Below are 15,129 nucleotides of genomic sequence, written 5' to 3'. Positions count from 1 at the left end.
GTGCATGCACTTGCCCATTCGTTGAGCGCCTGCCTGCCTTTTAAGTCATCAGGTTTTCTCGTGATTGCTGGTGGCGATGATCGACATCGCCGTTATTTTTGCGCGTCCTCGATCATCATCGCAGCCCCCTTCATGGCGATCATCGCCGTGGGCGTGTTGGTGTTGCCGGACGTGATCGTCGGCATGATCGATGCGTCGATCACCCGAAGGCCGCCGATCCCGCGAAGGCGCAGGCGTTCGTCGACGACAGAGAACGGATCGTCGGCGCGGCCCATCTTTGCGGTTCCGACCGGGTGGAAGATGGTCGTACCGATATCCCCGGCCGCTTTTGCCAGCGAACCCTCGTCGTCGCCGACGGATGCTCCGGGAAGATATTCGTCGGGCCGGTAGCGGCTCAGCGCCGGCTGCGCCATCAGCCGCCGTGTGGCCCGGATCGCGTCGGCGGCCACGCGTCTGTCGTCCGGCGTCGAAAGATAATGCGGGGCAATGACCGGAGGCTGGCGCGGATCGGCGGATTGCAGCCTGATTGTCCCGCGCGACGTCGGACGCAGATTGCAGGCGCTGACCGTGATCGCGGGAAAGCGGTGAAGCGGCTCGCCGAACTTGTCGAGCGACAGCGGCTGGACATGGAACTGGATATTGGCCCGCTCGCGCGCCGGATCGGAGCGCATGAAAATACCGAGCTGGGAGGGCGCCATGGTCAGCGGACCGCGGCGGCGCAGCGCGTAGTCGACCCCCATCCACCCACGGCGCCACAGCGAATGATAGGTCTCGTTGAGCGTGCGCACGCCGCTGACCTTGTAGATGGCGCGCTGCTGGAGGTGGTCCTGCAGATTTCGCCCCACGCCGGGCAGGTGGAGAGCCGTTTCGATCCCCGCTTGCGACAGCCATTCCGCCGGGCCGATGCCGGAACGCTGAAGGATTTGCACGGAACCGATGGATCCGGCGCTGAGCACGACTTCGCCGCGCGCCATCGCCGTTCTGGCAACACCGTCGTGGATATAGCGCACGCCCGCCGCCCGGCCGTTCTCGATCAGCAGCCTGTCGGCCAGAATGCCGGTCTCAAGCCGCAGGTTGGGCCGGTTCAGCGCCGGCTTCAGGAACCCGCGCGCCGACGACCAGCGCCGGCCACGCTTCTGGTTGACATGGAAATAGCCCGATCCCTCATTGTCACCGGTGTTGAAATCGTCGATCCCGCGCACGCCCATTTCGGCGGCCGCCTCCCTTACTGCGTCGAGAACCGGCCAGGACAGCCGCGGTGCCTCGACCCGAAAGCCGCCGCCTGCGCCATGATGGTCGCTTTCGCCCAGGAAGTGATCTTCCAGCTCCCGGAAACGGGGCAGCACATCGCTCCATTGCCAGCCGGAAAGGCCGGACCGCGCCCAGTCATCGTAGTCGGCCGCCTGGCCGCGCATGGCGATCATGGCGTTGATGGCCGAGGATCCGCCGATGACCTTGCCGCGGGGATAGGCGAGCGCGCGGCCGTTCAACCCTTCTTCCGGTTCGGTGCGGAACATCCAGTCGGAGCGTGGATTGCCGATGGCAAAGAGATAACCGACAGGAATATGAAACCAGATCCAGTTGTCCCGGCCGCCTGCCTCCAGCAGCAGCACCCTGTTCTTCGGGTTCTCCGACAGGCGGTTGGCCAGAATACAGCCCGCTGTGCCCGCGCCAACGACGATATAATCGTAGTCACCGTCCATCTCTCGTCTCTCCCTCCAGAATCCATATGCCATGGGTTTATCGGTGAACCACGGGAAGACAATGCGCAGGAAAACACATAGCATGTGCAAAAAGGAGTGCTGGAAACGTGGATTGGGACAATATCAGGGTATTTCTGCACGTAGCGCGCGTCGGCCGGATCACCGATGCGGCCCATGCGCTCGGGCTCGACCATTCGACGATCAGCCGCCGTCTCAGCCGGCTGGAGGAGAAACTCGGGGTGCAGCTCTTCGAGCGGGCGGGGCGCCGGCTACGGATCACAGCCGCCGGCGAAAATCTCCGGCAGTCGGCGGCCAAGCTGGAATCGATCGTGCTGCAGGAGATCGACGGCCTGGGTGCAGAAATAACCGGCATGACGGGACGGGTCCGTATCGGCGCACCGGAGGGGTTCGGCGTCGGCTATCTGGGCGGCCGGATCGCAGCCATCATGCAGGACTATCCCGATCTGGAAATCGAACTTGTCGCTCTGCCGCAGAATTATTCGCTCTCATCCCGTGAGGCGGACATCGCCATCACGCTCGACCGGCCCGAGGAGGGAAGTCTGGCGACACGCAAGCTGACCGACTACCGGCTGGGCTTCTATGCCAGCCGGGATTATCTGAGCCGCCACGTGATGCCGCAGACCCCGGACGATCTGAGCGGCCACGCGCTTTGCGGCTATATCCCGGAACTGCTGCACACGAAGGAGCTAGCCTATCTGGATTTCCTCGGGCCGAAGCCGACGACGCGGTTCAGAAGCACCAGCATCGTAGCCCAATGCGCCATGATCGAAAGCGGCATGGCGATGGGCGTTCTGCCGGCATATCTGGCTGCCGGCAAAGCCCTGCTGGTTCCCGTCCTGCAATCCTCATTCCTGATCCGCCGCAGCTATTGGCTGTCAGTTCACGACGACCTTCGCCGTCATGGCCGGATTCGCAAGACGGTCGACCTGCTCACCGCAGCCGTTCGAAGGGAACGATCGCTATTCCTGTCGCCGTCATCGTCAAGCGATGTGCCGTCCGCGGACGTGCAGTGATTCGCGGCTTGAAAACAATTCGGAAATATTCTCGGAGGGGCCACGAAGGCGAAGATTTCTCTGAATGAAATCCATGGCTTAGAGGGTGGTGCCGCTTGCAGGACTCGAACCTGCGACCCCATCATTACGAATGAGGAGGCCGATCGTTTCTTATGATTGCATCGGGTTTCATCTAATGTCAAGACAGCTCGATATGGCTTGATTTTGAAGGTGTTTTGAGTTTCTTTCGGTTTCATCTGATTTCTTACAATCCCGCCGTTTCTGTTGCCCAGATGTTGCCCGGAGGAAATATGCCAAGAGAAAACCTCACAGATCGACGGCTGAAATCACTGAAGTCGGCGCCGGCGGGTACGGACCGATACGAGGTTTCAGACGCCATCGTTCCGGGCCTCCGCGTTCGCGTCAATGAAGCCGGCAAGAAAACTTTCGTCCTGCTCGCTCGATTTCCTGTCTCGACGACAGGCGCGAGAAAGTCGCGCGCGGACGGCAAAATCAATCCGACACGCCGCACGATCGGCGTCTATATCGACAAGAGCGTCAGCGGAGAGGCCAGGCCGAAGGAGGGCGAAGAGCCTCAGATCGGCTCTCTTGAGGATGCCCGAAAAAAAGCTCGTGAATGGCTCCAGCTTCTGGACGCGGGAGTCGATCCACAGATCCGGATCGCGGAGAACAAGGCGAAGGAGCGAGTGCGCCAAGAGAATTCATTCGAGGCAGTGTTCGATGATTACGTCGCGAAGGCGCTGTATCAGAAGGACGGCAAAACACCTAAGCTGAAGAACGCCACGGATATGGAGAAAGGCCTGCGACTCGAGTTCGTTGACGACAAGATCGTGAACCGGAAGAAAAGGCCAGGCCTCGCACGCCGGCCGATATCCGGGGTGACGAAAGCCGACATTACGCGGGTGATCCTCGATAAGGTCGATGAAGGTTACGACGCCAGAGCTCTCCAGTTGTTTGCTTGGGTTCGAGGGTTTTTCAACTGGGCAATCGATCGAGGGACATATGATATCGAAGTCTCACCTTGTGATCGGCTCAAGCCGAAGAGCCTGATAGGCACGAGAAATTCTCGCGATCGTGTACTCACGGATGAGGAAATCCGGGCACTTTGGATCGCCACAGAGGCGATTGGTTATCCGCTTGGTCCGCTCTATCGGATCCTGCTCCTCACAGGCCTCCGGCGCGGCGAGGCAGCTTGTGGAAAACGAGATGAGCTCGTTATGAAGGAAGAGCTGTGGACTATCCCGGCAGACAGGATGAAGGGCAAGATCATCCATCAGTTGCCGCTGTCCGGGACCGTGGTCGAGATCCTACAGTCGCTGCCGATCCAGAATGCAGGCACGTTCCTGTTTTCCACCACGGCTGGCGAGAAGGCCGTCAATAGCTGGACGAAGGCGAAAGATGCTCTCGATAAGGAAATGCTCGTGGTTCTCAAGCGCTTCGCCCAGGAGCGCGGAGAAGATCCGGAGAAGGTGACGCTGAAGCCGTTCGTTCTCCATGACCTCAGGCGCACAGCTCGAACGCGCATGGCGAAGCTGGGCGTTCAGGAGCATGTTGCCGAGGCCGTCATCGCTCACAAGAAGCAAGGCGTGAATGCCGTCTACAACCAGTGGGACTACTTCGATGAGAAGCGAGACGCGCTGAACCGCTGGGCCGCCGCCGTCCGTGATCTCATCGAGCCGCCGCCGGAAAATGTCGTTTCATTAACCAGCCGAACAGCTTCTCCGGCGAAGTGATGGACCTTCCGGGCGAGCTGTCATAGGCTGCCTCTGTTGCGGAGCTACGACCGCTTCAGACGTCCCGGTCATAACCGGAGGATATTTTCTTCCAACGGCGGCGCACTGCATTTTATCAATCGTAGCCCGCTGGCTTGGCGCGCAACTCGCGCCGGCGGCAGTGGGCATTGGTAGGGTGTATGTGTCTGATCTCTGCGGAAGGCCTTAAAGTCAAAGGTATCGACTTCTCCAAAACACAGTTGTGGCGTCTCACGAAGGCGGGAAGGTTCCCTCGTCCCGTTGCCATCGGCTTCAAGCGCCGTGCCTGGGTCGAGGCGGAAGTTGACGCATGGATCATGGAGCGGATCGAGGAGCGCGACGCGCACTGATCAGCCGCGGTCGTTCGGATCCAACTTCATCTTGCGATTGATCTCCTCGATGTTCGCCATCAGATAGTCGAAGTCCTTCTTTGGTATCGTGACGGAGCTGACCTTTCCGTCAGTCATATGAAGATTGGTGAAGCTCGCCTCGATACGCGCAACGATCTCGGCATTCATGCTGCGGTTGTTCCGCTTCGCAGCTTCCTTCAATTGCTCCCGCATGCCTTCTGGCATCCTCAGAAGATATTTGTCCGCCTGTTCGCTTGGATAGGATGATCGATCTGCCATGCACACTCCATATCAACTCGCAATAAATTATGGCAAGCGATATTGATGCTATATCGAGTTGATATGTAGTTAACATATCGAGTTGATATGGAGTGATTCGAGATGCCATTGCAGAATGTCGTTCCCTTGGGCGTGCGGATGCCCGCCGATGTGCGGGAATGGGTTGAAGCCACCGCGCGCCGAAACCTTCGCTCGCTGAATTCGGAAATCGTCCTTGCTCTTCGAGAGAAGATGCAGAGGACTTTTGAAAAGCAGGAGGCGCGCGATGAGTGATCAGCGCCTTCTTTCGCGTGAAGATCTCGGCAACAAAGGGATTCGGTTCTCGAAAACACACCTCTGGCGTCTGATGGGTTGCGGAAGATTTCCGAAAACTGTCCCGGTCGGATTAAAGCGCCGCGCCTGGGTGGAATCGGAGATCGACGAGTGGATCAGGGACCGTGTGGCCGAGCGTGATCGGGGCGCATCATGACCGGCAACGATCACGAGCACAACGAGTCCGTCGTCACCGCGGCGCAGTGGCTCGCCGACGAGCGCCAGCCAATCCATCCCATCATTCCTGAACTTCGCCGCCGCTTCGGCCTTAGTGCGCTTGAGGCCTGCGAGGCATCCGCGATGGCGCAGAAGTTTCGGATCTATCGGAGTGCGCACGGATGACCCGGCGCGATTTCTCGAAGATGCGGATGCGCCAGAACGCTGTGATCCGAGGAAGCGAGCCAGTCGATGGTGACGACCTTCTTTTCGCCGCCCCTCGCCAGCGCAAGCCAAAGGCGGCGATCCGCGCGGAGGCCAACAGTTTGATCTCATCGAGCACAATCATCACCAAGATGATCGAGTGTGCTTGCGGCCATCGAGGGAGGGTACGAATCCCGGCGGTCCGCGCGAATGGGCGATTTAAGTGCGTCACCTGCGGGAGGACGACACGATGACGAAGGCCAGCTATTTCGCCGTCGACCGTCGCGCCTGGCGTGCAGCCTGCGGCCTCGGCATGAACGAAGCTGTCGCTTATCTCGTGATCGCTGCCGGCACCGGTGCCGACCAGCGAACGTCTGGATGGTCCGCAACCGCGATCGAGAAATATACGGGCATCCATCACAGGCGTGCAGCCGCCGCCATCTCAGTTCTCCAGGGCGCAGGCCTTGCGACTGTCGAAAAACGCGGCAAGCTTCGTCGTTACTTACTCGTCCCCGTCGACCAGGTAGCAACGATCGTCGGGGTGACAGCAGGTAAGACCCGGAGCAAGGATGCATGTCGCTCCGCGCTTGACCAGCTTGCCAATCCCGAATGGATTTGGCTTCCCAATTCTCTCGTCGAAGGTGCGGGCAACGAGACACCGCCTGTGAAGCTCCTGAGACAGACCCAAGACCTGAATGCCCTACGTCTTTTCGTCGATCTCTACTACCATCACGATCTCGCCGGATCGGGCGGCGTCGAGTGGCGGAAGGGAATAGGAATTCGTCAGCTCTACGAGAGGAAGCCCATCGGCGAGCACGGCATTTACAAGATTTGGGGCTTCCAACCCTCCACCACGCAGACGTTCAGGGATGTGCCTTACTGGTTCGAAGGGTTTTGGGCCGCATGGGACATCCTTCGGGATGCCGGATTGGTGGAATTCGTCGCCCATCTCGTCGAGAGCGATGGAGCCGACGCAGAGATCGTCCATCCTCTCCCATGGGGCAACGGTGAGAAAGAAGAGATCGCGATCACCATAGCTGCGCTTGAGGCGGGGCGGGCAATGGCGCCCTTTTTCTCCGACGACCGGACACTCCTTGTCCCGGTTTCAAGACTTCGGCCGAACGTCCAGCTCATCGGAGTCGCCCGGATGAAATACCGCCCTCAGACAGCCAGAACCGCCGAGTGGCTCTCGAATGCCCCCGAATGGCGAAAGACTGCCATGGCGTTCGAAGAGCTCCGCAAGGCATCGTCCGATTCCGGTATCAAAGTAGTATCAAGGTGAGATCAAGGGAGGATCAAGGTGGGATCAACGATACCTTATCCCCCGTACTCACATGCGCTCTGCAGCCGCGCGGCTGTGTCCGACTACGTCGGCTCGACCGCTTTTTGCAACCACGTCTTTTAGCGATGGAGAAGACGACATGACCAGAATTGAAGAATGCTTTCCTCCTGACATCGTGCGAGCCGTCTACGCTCGCCTGACGAGTGACACTGAGCCGGCAGTCGGCCTGCGATCCGACGGTCAGGGTATCACGATCAGCAATGTCGTCAGCCTTGCTGCGTATCGTCTGAAAGTCATTGGAGAAGAGGCGAAGGTGGTGTCTTGAGCAAGCAGGTGACGCGCCCGACATTTTCGCGCGGATCTTCACAGCGGAATTCCACATGAATCCAGACTACCTCATCCACAATGAGGGAGCGTAGGCTTGCCCGACCGTTGTCAATACGATGAAAATAAACGATATATGATGGGAAATTCTGCCCAGAGACTATGATGATTTCTGTTCTGGGCAACATGGGGGCAACTTGCTGTCAAGAATGGGGTGACGTTTTTCGTCGATTGAACCGGTTCGAAACAATCTCGGCTCGATCATACCCCCAGTGGCATTGGTGAAATTTACGGTCGGAGAGCATGGCAGCAAATCACGGCACATCACCGAAAGCATTGACCGCCGCCCGCCGTCGCGAAGCTTCGAAGCCGGGTCGCGACAAGGCTGCGGGCCGCGGATCCGGTCTGACACCAAGGGTCCGCCAAGCGATTGATCGCCTTGTTTTCGGTGACGACAACGATCGGGCCGCGATTGTCCGACTGGAAGATGCAGCCTCATTTGCGGGGATCACGTCCAGAGCGTTGCGTGCTGCCATGCTCAAGCCGGCCGTCGACGGGTACTATCAGCAGCAGATGATTGCTCTGCGCAATGGCGAGCGCGCGGCAAGCATTCGCACCATCGCCAACATCCGGGATGATCCGAAGTTGATGGACAATGCTGCCGGAGCGACGGCGAGGTTGAAAGCAGCCGAGCGCCTGGCATTCGATCCGCCGGGGCAGAATATCAACGTCAACGTCGGCGTTCACACCAATGCGGTCACACCTGGGTATGTGATTGACCTTGAAGGCGGTCGTCGCCGTCGCCTCGAACATCTCGAACGTGTCGTTGAGGAAAGCGGCATCGTTGCCCCATGGGAGCATGACGACAGTGACTTAGTCATCGACGGCCAGGCGGTGTCAGATGATTGATGGCGTGGCACCCCTCCCGCCTCTTCGTCCTGCCGCTCTTCTGAAGGGAGGGGTGGGGGCAAAAATTCGCCCGCGCTTGTGTAAGTCCACCCTCATGCACGCCTCGCAAACCCTGAACATTCGAGGTCAGAAATTTTTCATCCTTCAGGATATTTCCGTGATGGCGGACAGTGCTCAAGCACATGAAAGGCCAACGCAATGGTAAAGCTGCCAACTGTCGAGCGCCGGGGCGCGATTACCCAAGGCCCTCGATCATCGGTGTCGGCCGCCGAGATCGCCAATCCTTACCAGCAAATGTCCGAGGCTTTCGGGTCTTGGGGTCAGATATTCCAAGCGAAAGGCCAGGATGATGCCCGGATCGGGGGGCAGAACGCTGTCTATCTCGACGACAAGGGCACGCCGACCGTTGACCTTAGATCGAACCTGTCCGAGCAGAACCGCATATATAATAGGGCCGCGACGGCATCGCTTCTCACCCGGATCGCACCGGAAATCCGATCGGCGGCAGCAACACAGGCGCAGGAAGCGAAAGGTAATCCAGACTCCTTCCGGGGAAGTTGGAAAACCTATCGTGATCAGATGCTGATCAACGCGCCGAACAAGGAGCTTCGCGGCCCGATCATGTCGATGCTCGATGAGGTCGGTACTCAGCAGCATACCGGCATCATGCAGCAGAAGTTCGGTCTCGACATGCAGAACGCGAAGTCGTCGATCTCTGCAGAGCGCTCGCATCTGATGGACTCCGCCGCTTCAATGGCGCTGCAAGGCGGGACGGATACCCCGGCGTTTCACGCAACTGTCGACAAGATCAATTCCCTGAACGATGAACTGACCGGAAATCCCGTGTTCGGTTACACGTCTCGGGAGGCTTCGATCGATATGAGTCGTTTTGGCGGACGACTGAAAGGGGAAGCTCTTGTCGGTGATATTGATCGTGCGGTGAAGTCTGGCGGGATGGCTGAAGCCATGAAGATGCGGGATCGTTTCATCAACGATGATAGCATCGACATGTCGCCGCAGGAACGTCGCACCTATTGGGGGATCGGCAACAGTCGGATCGAGGGAATTGCCGCTCAACAGCGCGCTGATGTGAAAGCCCTGCAGTCGAACAAGACTGATATGGAGAAGGGGATCGCGGCTGGAAGCGTTGACGTGAACTCGCCAAACATTGACGCTCTGGGGCAGCAGCTCGCCCGTGCCGGCGATGTGACAGGTGCGCTTGATCTCCAGGTCGCCCGCCGTAACAAGATTTTCGCCGACTCCAGAAATGACCAGCAGGTCTCCATCGCAGAACGATCGATGTTGCGGACAAACCAGGCCGCGCCATCCGGCCGGCCGCCCGTATCCTTCAGCCCTGATATGAGTGGCCGAATGCAGGCTGCGATGAACCATTACATCGCCCGCGGTCTGTCACCTGTCATGGCGGCGGGGATTGTCGGAAATCTCGTGCAGGAGTCCGGCCTCAATCCGCTTGCACGCAATCGAGGCGATGGCCGTGACGGATCTGATTCTATCGGCGCCGGACAATGGAACGGCGAGCGGTCGCGTGCCCTGAAGAGTTTCGCGGCATCTCGTAACGCATCGCCGGATGATCTTTCGACCCAGCTTGATTTTGTGCTTCACGAGCTGGAGACGACAGAAAACGTTGCATATCAACGGCTCAAGTCTGCCACCAACGTCGATGAAGCAACGGCTGCGATGATCGGCTTCGAGCGGCCGCAGGGATGGAGCGCCGGCAATCCACGTGGCGGGCACGGCTGGGAAAATCGCCGCGCAGCCGCCGTCAAGGCCGCAGAGATGCAGGGCCTGTCGGGCGAGCTCCTTGGAGTAACCAGTCCGTTTCCGGTTTCGCCGGAAGAGGCCAAAGCCTACCGGGAGGAAATTAGCCGCGATGTGAATGCAACGATCCCCGACCTCGAAGCGGGGATCCGGTCGGGCTTGCCGTTTGATCGCGATGCGTTGTCGCTGCTGACCCGGCAACTCGAGTTTGTCGATCAGGACGTTCGAGAGAAGGTCGCGACGATGCTTGAAAACAACGCGGTCATCTTGGGTGCCCAATCGGCATCTCCGGAGGAGCTCGAATCTGCGATCGGCGAGCTTCGCTCCGGAATGTCCCAGAACGGAGCCACCGGCTCTCAATTGGCGTTGCTGGATGGATTGGATGCAATGAAGAAGGCCAAGGATAAGGCCTTTCAGGATGATGCCGTCGGATACGGCATGAGCCAAGGACTTGTGGGTGACCTGCCAACACTGAACCTTGATGATCCGAGTTCCTTCACATCGACCTTAGCGCGATACCAACAGGCCGTGAACGTCATGGAAGCGACAGGGCAAGTCGCGAACGTCCCGGCATTCCGACCGTCTCAGGCCGATGCCGTCGCCCGGATGTGGCAGAGCGGCAATCCAGCACAGCTCAATGCCCTGACCAATGCACTCGCCTCGTCCCTGTCTCCGGATACGTTGCGGGCGACGCTGACGAACAAGCCGATCAAGGAAGCCCTCAGCGGTGCCATCCTGTCAACTGAGCCGGTAAAGCATGCCGCTGCGATGCAGCAGCTTGATCTCCTTTCTGGCAAGGTATCGATCCCGCAGCTCGAGTCGGATTTCGGCAAGGATGCCGTTGACCGTCTTCAGGATTGGCAGGCCAAGGTCCGCTATTTCACCCCGGAGGAAACGGCGGAATGGCTGAAACAGCGGAATGATCCGAAGTGGGCCGAGCGAACGAAGCCTCTCGTCAAAAAGGGTGAAGACGAGGCTCGCAAAGTCAGCGCTGCCGACGTCATCGACAAGCTGGATACGAACCGCTTGTTTGATGCAGGTGCGCCGCTCGATGAGCAGACTCGCCGCATGATGCTGAACGATTACGTCACTCTCGTCGGCGAACGCAATGCTTCCTTGGACAATGTTGACACCGCGAAAACCCAGGCGATTGAACGCATGGGCAAGATCTGGGGTGTGACCGGCGCCTACGGCAGTCGCGGCGGGCGCGTGATGCCATATCCGCCAGAAGCCTTCTATCCAGAAGTGAACGGCTCGAAGGATTGGATCAGCAGAGAATTGCAGGGCATCGCCACCGCCCAGAACATCGACCCATCCACGCTATCTCTGATCAGCGACCAGAAGACCGAGGCTTCCGCCAAGCGCGGCGAGCCGCCCGGCTATATGCTGACGGCTGTGGATCCACGGACCGGGTTGGAAGAGCTTGTAACAGATGAGCAGGGACGCCCGCTTCGCCATTTTTTTGATCCCCAAACAGCGCAGCAGCAGGCCCTTCAATCGGCGGAGGAAGCTCGGCGGACACGGAATGATCCGTGGCTTGTCCTGCCTGGCGGGACAGCCGTTGGCCCAATCTACCCTGGTGGAGCCGATCCGGCTGACCTGCAAGACCGCCAGAAGCGCATCGGCGAGATCAACGGCGAGCGACAGCGGCGCATGGACGACAAAAGGCGTACGCGACAGCAGATCAAAGACGCGGTCCTGCCCGGTCTCCCGAAAATGCCAGGAGAGGAATAATACCTTCAATCCCGGACGAACTGATTCCTCTCCGCACCCGCCAACCCCAAGGCGCTCCAGAACCGGAACCGGATCCGACGGTTCTACAGACGCTGGCCGCCGCAGGCGTGTCGGCGAACATGCCGTATCGGGTGTGGCGGTACAACGCAAACCGCGAGAACGTCGCTGTCGATCCCTCTTACAATCCGTTCAATGACATCAAGGGCACGAAGTATGCCAGCGACCCGCAACGCTTCGCCAATTCTCGGAATGGTGACGAGACCCAAGCGATTATGCGGGAGTGGGACCAGGACGACGACGCACGCGGCGTGCTCGCTCGTTCGGGATGGGGCGGGACTGTAGCGACGTTCGGCATGGGGCTCGCCGACCCGACCATCGCCATGCCACTCCTGAAGGTCTTCTCCGGAGCCGCCGCAGGCGTGAACGCGCTCCGCCTCGGCGCTGACGTTGCGCTGACTGGTGCGGTGGGACAAGCGATCAGCGAAGCAGGCATGATGGCAACGACTCCGGACATGACCGGCAGCGAGTTTGCGACCAACGTCGGAACGGCTACGGTTCTCTCAGGAATCCTTGGTGCCGGCGCCGGTGCGCTGCTCTCGCGCCCGTCTCGCCTGGCGATGGAGGCAAAGCTTCATCAGGATCGCATCGCCTGGGGCGACGATCTTTCATCCTCACCACAGCCGCAATCCGGCGGCGCGGCAGCAAGCGACACTCGAAACGTCCAGCTCGTGAAGACGCCGCTTGACCGCCTTCCGGGCGGTGATCCTTTTGGCAGGCTGTCTCCAACACGTCGGATCCTGAACTCGCCCTTGAAGTCCGCCCGACGGGCACTCGTTGATCTCGCAGAAACGCCATATCTGTTCTAAGGAAATGCGGAAGGCCGCACCGTTACCAGCGGTCCGGCGCTCGATCGTCTGATGAAGCTGCAGATCCGGCAAGCGCGCGTCGGATTTTCCGATGTGCTCGAAGGAGCCGTCACCCGATACCGTCTTGGACAGGATGATGCGAACATCGTCCAGCGGGCCATGATGGGGATCGAGGATATCCGCGGCACGACGGGCGGGAAGTTGAGCCGGCAGGAATTCAAGTCGGCGATCGACGAGGCGCTGCGCAACGGCGACGCTCACGCCATTCCGGAAGTGGCTGAGGTGGCGACGTGGGTCAGGAACAACGTCCTGAATCCTTGGCGCGACCGCGCCATCAAGGCCGGGCTGCTGCCGGAAGGCGTGGAACCAGAGACCGCCGCCAGCTACATGATGCGATCCTGGAATAAGGAGAAGCTCACGGCGCAGCGGCCGGAGGCTCAAAATCGCATTGCCGATTGGCTCACGAGCGAACAACGCCGAAAGGCCGATATCCAACAGACGCTCACCGATCTCGGGCAGAAGCTCGACGAGGCCGAATCCCGGATCGTCGAGCTGGAGCGCAAGGCGAAGGGCGGGAGCCAAGAGCATGTTGCCGCGCGCGCCGACGCCGACGTTCTTCGGGGCCAGATTGAAAACCAGTTGTCCGGATGGAAGGGGAAGAGCGCAAACGAGGCGCTGTCTTCGATGAAGGCCCGGGACAAGGCAGGACCGCGCACGCCGGGCGCCGACCGCCTGACAGCGGCCGACAAGGCGGTCACGGCGGCCATGCGCCGGATCATTGGCAGCGAACGCAACCTCTCCCGTGCGGAGCTTCACAGCCGCGCCGGGGAGATCATCGACCGCATTCTTGGGAACCCTGATGGGCGTCTTCCGTATGACGACGCATCGGCGCCGTCAGCAGGAGCGCCATCCGGCGACGCGCGCGGCCCTCTCGCCTCCCGCGAATTCATGATCCCGGATGCGATGATCCGAGACTTCCTCGATACCGATATCGAGCGCACGACGCACCGCTTTCTCGACACCATCGTTCCCGACGTGCTGCTGACCGAGCGTTTCGGCGATGTGGATATGCTGGAAACTTTTCGGAAGCTACGCGACGAGCATGATGCTCTCGCAGGCACGGCGAAGAGCGATAAGGAAAGGTTGAAGCTCAAGGCGCAATACGATGCCACTGTCGCGGACCTTGCGGCGGTGCGCGACCGGATACGCGGCACCTATGGCAATACGACAGATCCGCGCATGCGCGCTTGGGGCCGCACCGCCGCCAACGTTCAGAAGTTCAACCAGCTCACCGACATGGGCGGCGTTGTTCTGGCATCGGTCCCGGATCTCGCCGGCGCAATATTTCACTATGGATTCGCAGGTCCGCTTCGTCATCAGCTCAATCCCGTCATGAGGCTGTTCGGCAGCAAGGAGATGAAGGATCTGTCGAAGGCGTCGAAGCAGGAACTGCGCTCGCTCGCTATTGGCGTCGATACCATCCTGCAATCGAGGAACGCGGCCATTTCGGATATCTTCGACATGTACGCCCCGACGAGCCGCACCGATCGCATTCTCGACAAGGCCAACAACGCCTATTTCATCGCCAACTTACTTTCGCCCTGGACGGACGCGATGCAGCGGATCTCCGGCACGACAGCGATGGATCAGTTCAGCCGCGCGATCGAAGCCACCGTCGTCGGGAAAGCCAAACCCGCTCAGATCCGGAAACTCGCAGAGGCCGGCATCGATTCCACGATGGCAGGTCGGATCTGGAAAGACCTCTCCAGCGATACGGGCTCGAACGTGATTGATGGGGTACGTCTCTCCAACTCTGGAACCTGGAAGGATTCAGGCGCACGCGATGCCTGGGAGGGCGCCATTGCCCGCGACGTGGATATGATGGTCATCAGCCCCGGCCAGGAGAAGAGTTTGCTCCCAAGCAGAAACCCGGCTGCTGCGCTGTTGCTGCAATACAAGACTTTCGTGATGGCTGCTAGCGAACGCATCTTGTTCCGCGGCCTGCAGGCGCGCGATGCGCAGGTGGCGCAAGGGTTCGTTGCTGCTGTCGTTCTCGGAATGGTCGGCGAATACGCCTATTCGCTTGCTAGCGGCCGTGACACGCCAAAGACACTGCCAGATTGGATCAAGGCTGGAATGAGCCGCAGCGGCGTTTTGGGATGGATCGAGGAGGCGAATGCGATCGGCTCGAAATGGACCGGCGGCACGACGGACATGTATCGCGCGATCGGAGCAGAAGCGCAGGGCTCACGTTATCAGAGCCGTGAGAAGCTCGGCATTCTGTTGGGGCCGACGGCGAACAAACTGGAAGGCGTTCTTCGAGCTGGTGCCAACGGCCTCAATGGTGACTGGGGAGAGGCCGACACCCGGAGGATGCGACGCTTGGTCGCCGGACAGAACCTTTTTTATCTGCGCCGACTTTTGGACCAGATCGGCGAGGAATGAT

The 15,129-nt window shown here is 59.8% G+C and carries 14 protein-coding genes; 12 read left to right on the top strand and 2 right to left on the bottom strand.

Annotation, left to right across the window (positions count from 1 at the left end; all coding sequences use genetic code 11):
* Nucleotides 1-92: 92 nt before the first annotated feature.
* Nucleotides 93-1,703, bottom strand: a complete 1,611-nt coding sequence (locus tag ADU59_RS03100) for a GMC family oxidoreductase (RefSeq protein WP_099050733.1) — start codon at nucleotides 1,701-1,703, stop codon at nucleotides 93-95.
* 107 nt (nucleotides 1,704-1,810) lie between these two features.
* Between ADU59_RS03100 and ADU59_RS03095 the strand changes: the two genes are divergently transcribed.
* The 3 genes from ADU59_RS03095 (at nucleotide 1,811) to ADU59_RS03085 (ending at nucleotide 4,838) form a co-directional block, all read left to right on the top strand.
* Nucleotides 1,811-2,737: a LysR family transcriptional regulator gene (locus tag ADU59_RS03095; protein WP_068951564.1), complete on the top strand. Its 927-nt coding sequence runs from the start codon at nucleotides 1,811-1,813 to the stop codon at nucleotides 2,735-2,737.
* Between the two features lie 290 nt (nucleotides 2,738-3,027).
* Entirely contained in the window at nucleotides 3,028-4,470 is a 1,443-nt protein-coding gene (locus ADU59_RS03090) for a site-specific integrase (RefSeq protein WP_068951562.1), read from the top strand.
* Between the two features lie 179 nt (nucleotides 4,471-4,649).
* Complete coding sequence (locus ADU59_RS03085; RefSeq protein ID WP_068951560.1) at nucleotides 4,650-4,838, top strand: helix-turn-helix transcriptional regulator; 189 nt, start codon at nucleotides 4,650-4,652, stop codon at nucleotides 4,836-4,838.
* On the opposite strand, the gene ADU59_RS03080 is transcribed toward ADU59_RS03085, so the two are convergent.
* A complete protein-coding gene (locus ADU59_RS03080) occupies nucleotides 4,839-5,117 on the bottom strand; it encodes an Arc family DNA-binding protein (protein WP_068951558.1) in 279 nt (92 codons plus the stop codon).
* A 108-nt stretch (nucleotides 5,118-5,225) separates the two neighbouring features.
* Here ADU59_RS03080 and ADU59_RS29490 point away from each other — a divergent pair, with 108 nt between their 5' ends.
* From ADU59_RS29490 to ADU59_RS03035, 9 genes are all read left to right on the top strand, one after another.
* Nucleotides 5,226-5,390: an Arc family DNA-binding protein gene (locus ADU59_RS29490; protein WP_244506336.1), complete on the top strand. Its 165-nt coding sequence runs from the start codon at nucleotides 5,226-5,228 to the stop codon at nucleotides 5,388-5,390.
* Nucleotides 5,383-5,586: a helix-turn-helix transcriptional regulator gene (locus ADU59_RS03075; protein WP_068951557.1), complete on the top strand. Its 204-nt coding sequence runs from the start codon at nucleotides 5,383-5,385 to the stop codon at nucleotides 5,584-5,586. The genes ADU59_RS29490 and ADU59_RS03075 overlap by 8 nt, the downstream gene beginning before the upstream one ends.
* A complete protein-coding gene (locus tag ADU59_RS03070; RefSeq protein WP_068951555.1) occupies nucleotides 5,583-5,771 on the top strand; it encodes a hypothetical protein in 189 nt (62 codons plus the stop codon). Before ADU59_RS03075 ends, ADU59_RS03070 begins: the two co-directional genes overlap by 4 nt.
* A gap of 268 nt (nucleotides 5,772-6,039) precedes the next feature.
* Complete coding sequence (locus ADU59_RS03060; protein ID WP_068951551.1) at nucleotides 6,040-7,071, top strand: hypothetical protein; 1,032 nt, start codon at nucleotides 6,040-6,042, stop codon at nucleotides 7,069-7,071.
* Between the two features lie 139 nt (nucleotides 7,072-7,210).
* A complete protein-coding gene (locus tag ADU59_RS03055; RefSeq protein ID WP_068951549.1) occupies nucleotides 7,211-7,396 on the top strand; it encodes a hypothetical protein in 186 nt (61 codons plus the stop codon).
* Nucleotides 7,397-7,698: 302 nt separating this feature from the next.
* The gene (locus ADU59_RS03050) at nucleotides 7,699-8,304 is read left to right on the top strand and encodes a hypothetical protein (protein ID WP_068951547.1); all 606 of its coding nucleotides are present in this window, start codon (nucleotides 7,699-7,701) and stop codon (nucleotides 8,302-8,304) included.
* 198 nt (nucleotides 8,305-8,502) lie between these two features.
* Nucleotides 8,503-11,817, top strand: a complete 3,315-nt coding sequence (locus tag ADU59_RS03045; RefSeq protein ID WP_139093135.1) for a phage tail tip lysozyme — start codon at nucleotides 8,503-8,505, stop codon at nucleotides 11,815-11,817.
* 119 nt (nucleotides 11,818-11,936) lie between these two features.
* Nucleotides 11,937-12,683, top strand: coding sequence for a hypothetical protein (locus tag ADU59_RS03040; protein ID WP_068951544.1), 747 nt, complete (start codon nucleotides 11,937-11,939; stop codon nucleotides 12,681-12,683).
* Between the two features lie 51 nt (nucleotides 12,684-12,734).
* A complete protein-coding gene (locus ADU59_RS03035; protein WP_068951542.1) occupies nucleotides 12,735-15,128 on the top strand; it encodes a hypothetical protein in 2,394 nt (797 codons plus the stop codon).
* The last annotated feature ends 1 nt before the right edge of the window (nucleotide 15,129 follow it).

The organism is Pararhizobium polonicum, assembly GCF_001687365.1.
GTDB classification, from domain to species: Bacteria; Pseudomonadota; Alphaproteobacteria; order Rhizobiales; family Rhizobiaceae; genus Pararhizobium; species Pararhizobium polonicum.
This window is presented reverse-complemented; position numbering and strand designations above follow the sequence as displayed.

Excerpts from the sequence above, each read along its gene's own strand:
- ADU59_RS03100 (WP_099050733.1), bottom strand. The coding sequence starts at position 1,703 with ATGGACGGTGACTACGATTATATCGTCGTTGGCGCGGGCACAGCGGGC.
- ADU59_RS03090 (WP_068951562.1), top strand. The coding sequence starts at position 3,028 with ATGCCAAGAGAAAACCTCACAGATCGACGGCTGAAATCACTGAAGTCG.
- ADU59_RS03085 (WP_068951560.1), top strand. The coding sequence starts at position 4,650 with ATGTGTCTGATCTCTGCGGAAGGCCTTAAAGTCAAAGGTATCGACTTC.
- ADU59_RS03080 (WP_068951558.1), bottom strand. The coding sequence starts at position 5,117 with ATGGCAGATCGATCATCCTATCCAAGCGAACAGGCGGACAAATATCTT.
- ADU59_RS03075 (WP_068951557.1), top strand. The coding sequence starts at position 5,383 with ATGAGTGATCAGCGCCTTCTTTCGCGTGAAGATCTCGGCAACAAAGGG.
- ADU59_RS03070 (WP_068951555.1), top strand. The coding sequence starts at position 5,583 with ATGACCGGCAACGATCACGAGCACAACGAGTCCGTCGTCACCGCGGCG.
- ADU59_RS03060 (WP_068951551.1), top strand. The coding sequence starts at position 6,040 with ATGACGAAGGCCAGCTATTTCGCCGTCGACCGTCGCGCCTGGCGTGCA.
- ADU59_RS03055 (WP_068951549.1), top strand. The coding sequence starts at position 7,211 with ATGACCAGAATTGAAGAATGCTTTCCTCCTGACATCGTGCGAGCCGTC.
- ADU59_RS03050 (WP_068951547.1), top strand. The coding sequence starts at position 7,699 with ATGGCAGCAAATCACGGCACATCACCGAAAGCATTGACCGCCGCCCGC.
- ADU59_RS03045 (WP_139093135.1), top strand. The coding sequence starts at position 8,503 with ATGGTAAAGCTGCCAACTGTCGAGCGCCGGGGCGCGATTACCCAAGGC.
- ADU59_RS03040 (WP_068951544.1), top strand. The coding sequence starts at position 11,937 with ATGCCGTATCGGGTGTGGCGGTACAACGCAAACCGCGAGAACGTCGCT.
- ADU59_RS03035 (WP_068951542.1), top strand. The coding sequence starts at position 12,735 with ATGAAGCTGCAGATCCGGCAAGCGCGCGTCGGATTTTCCGATGTGCTC.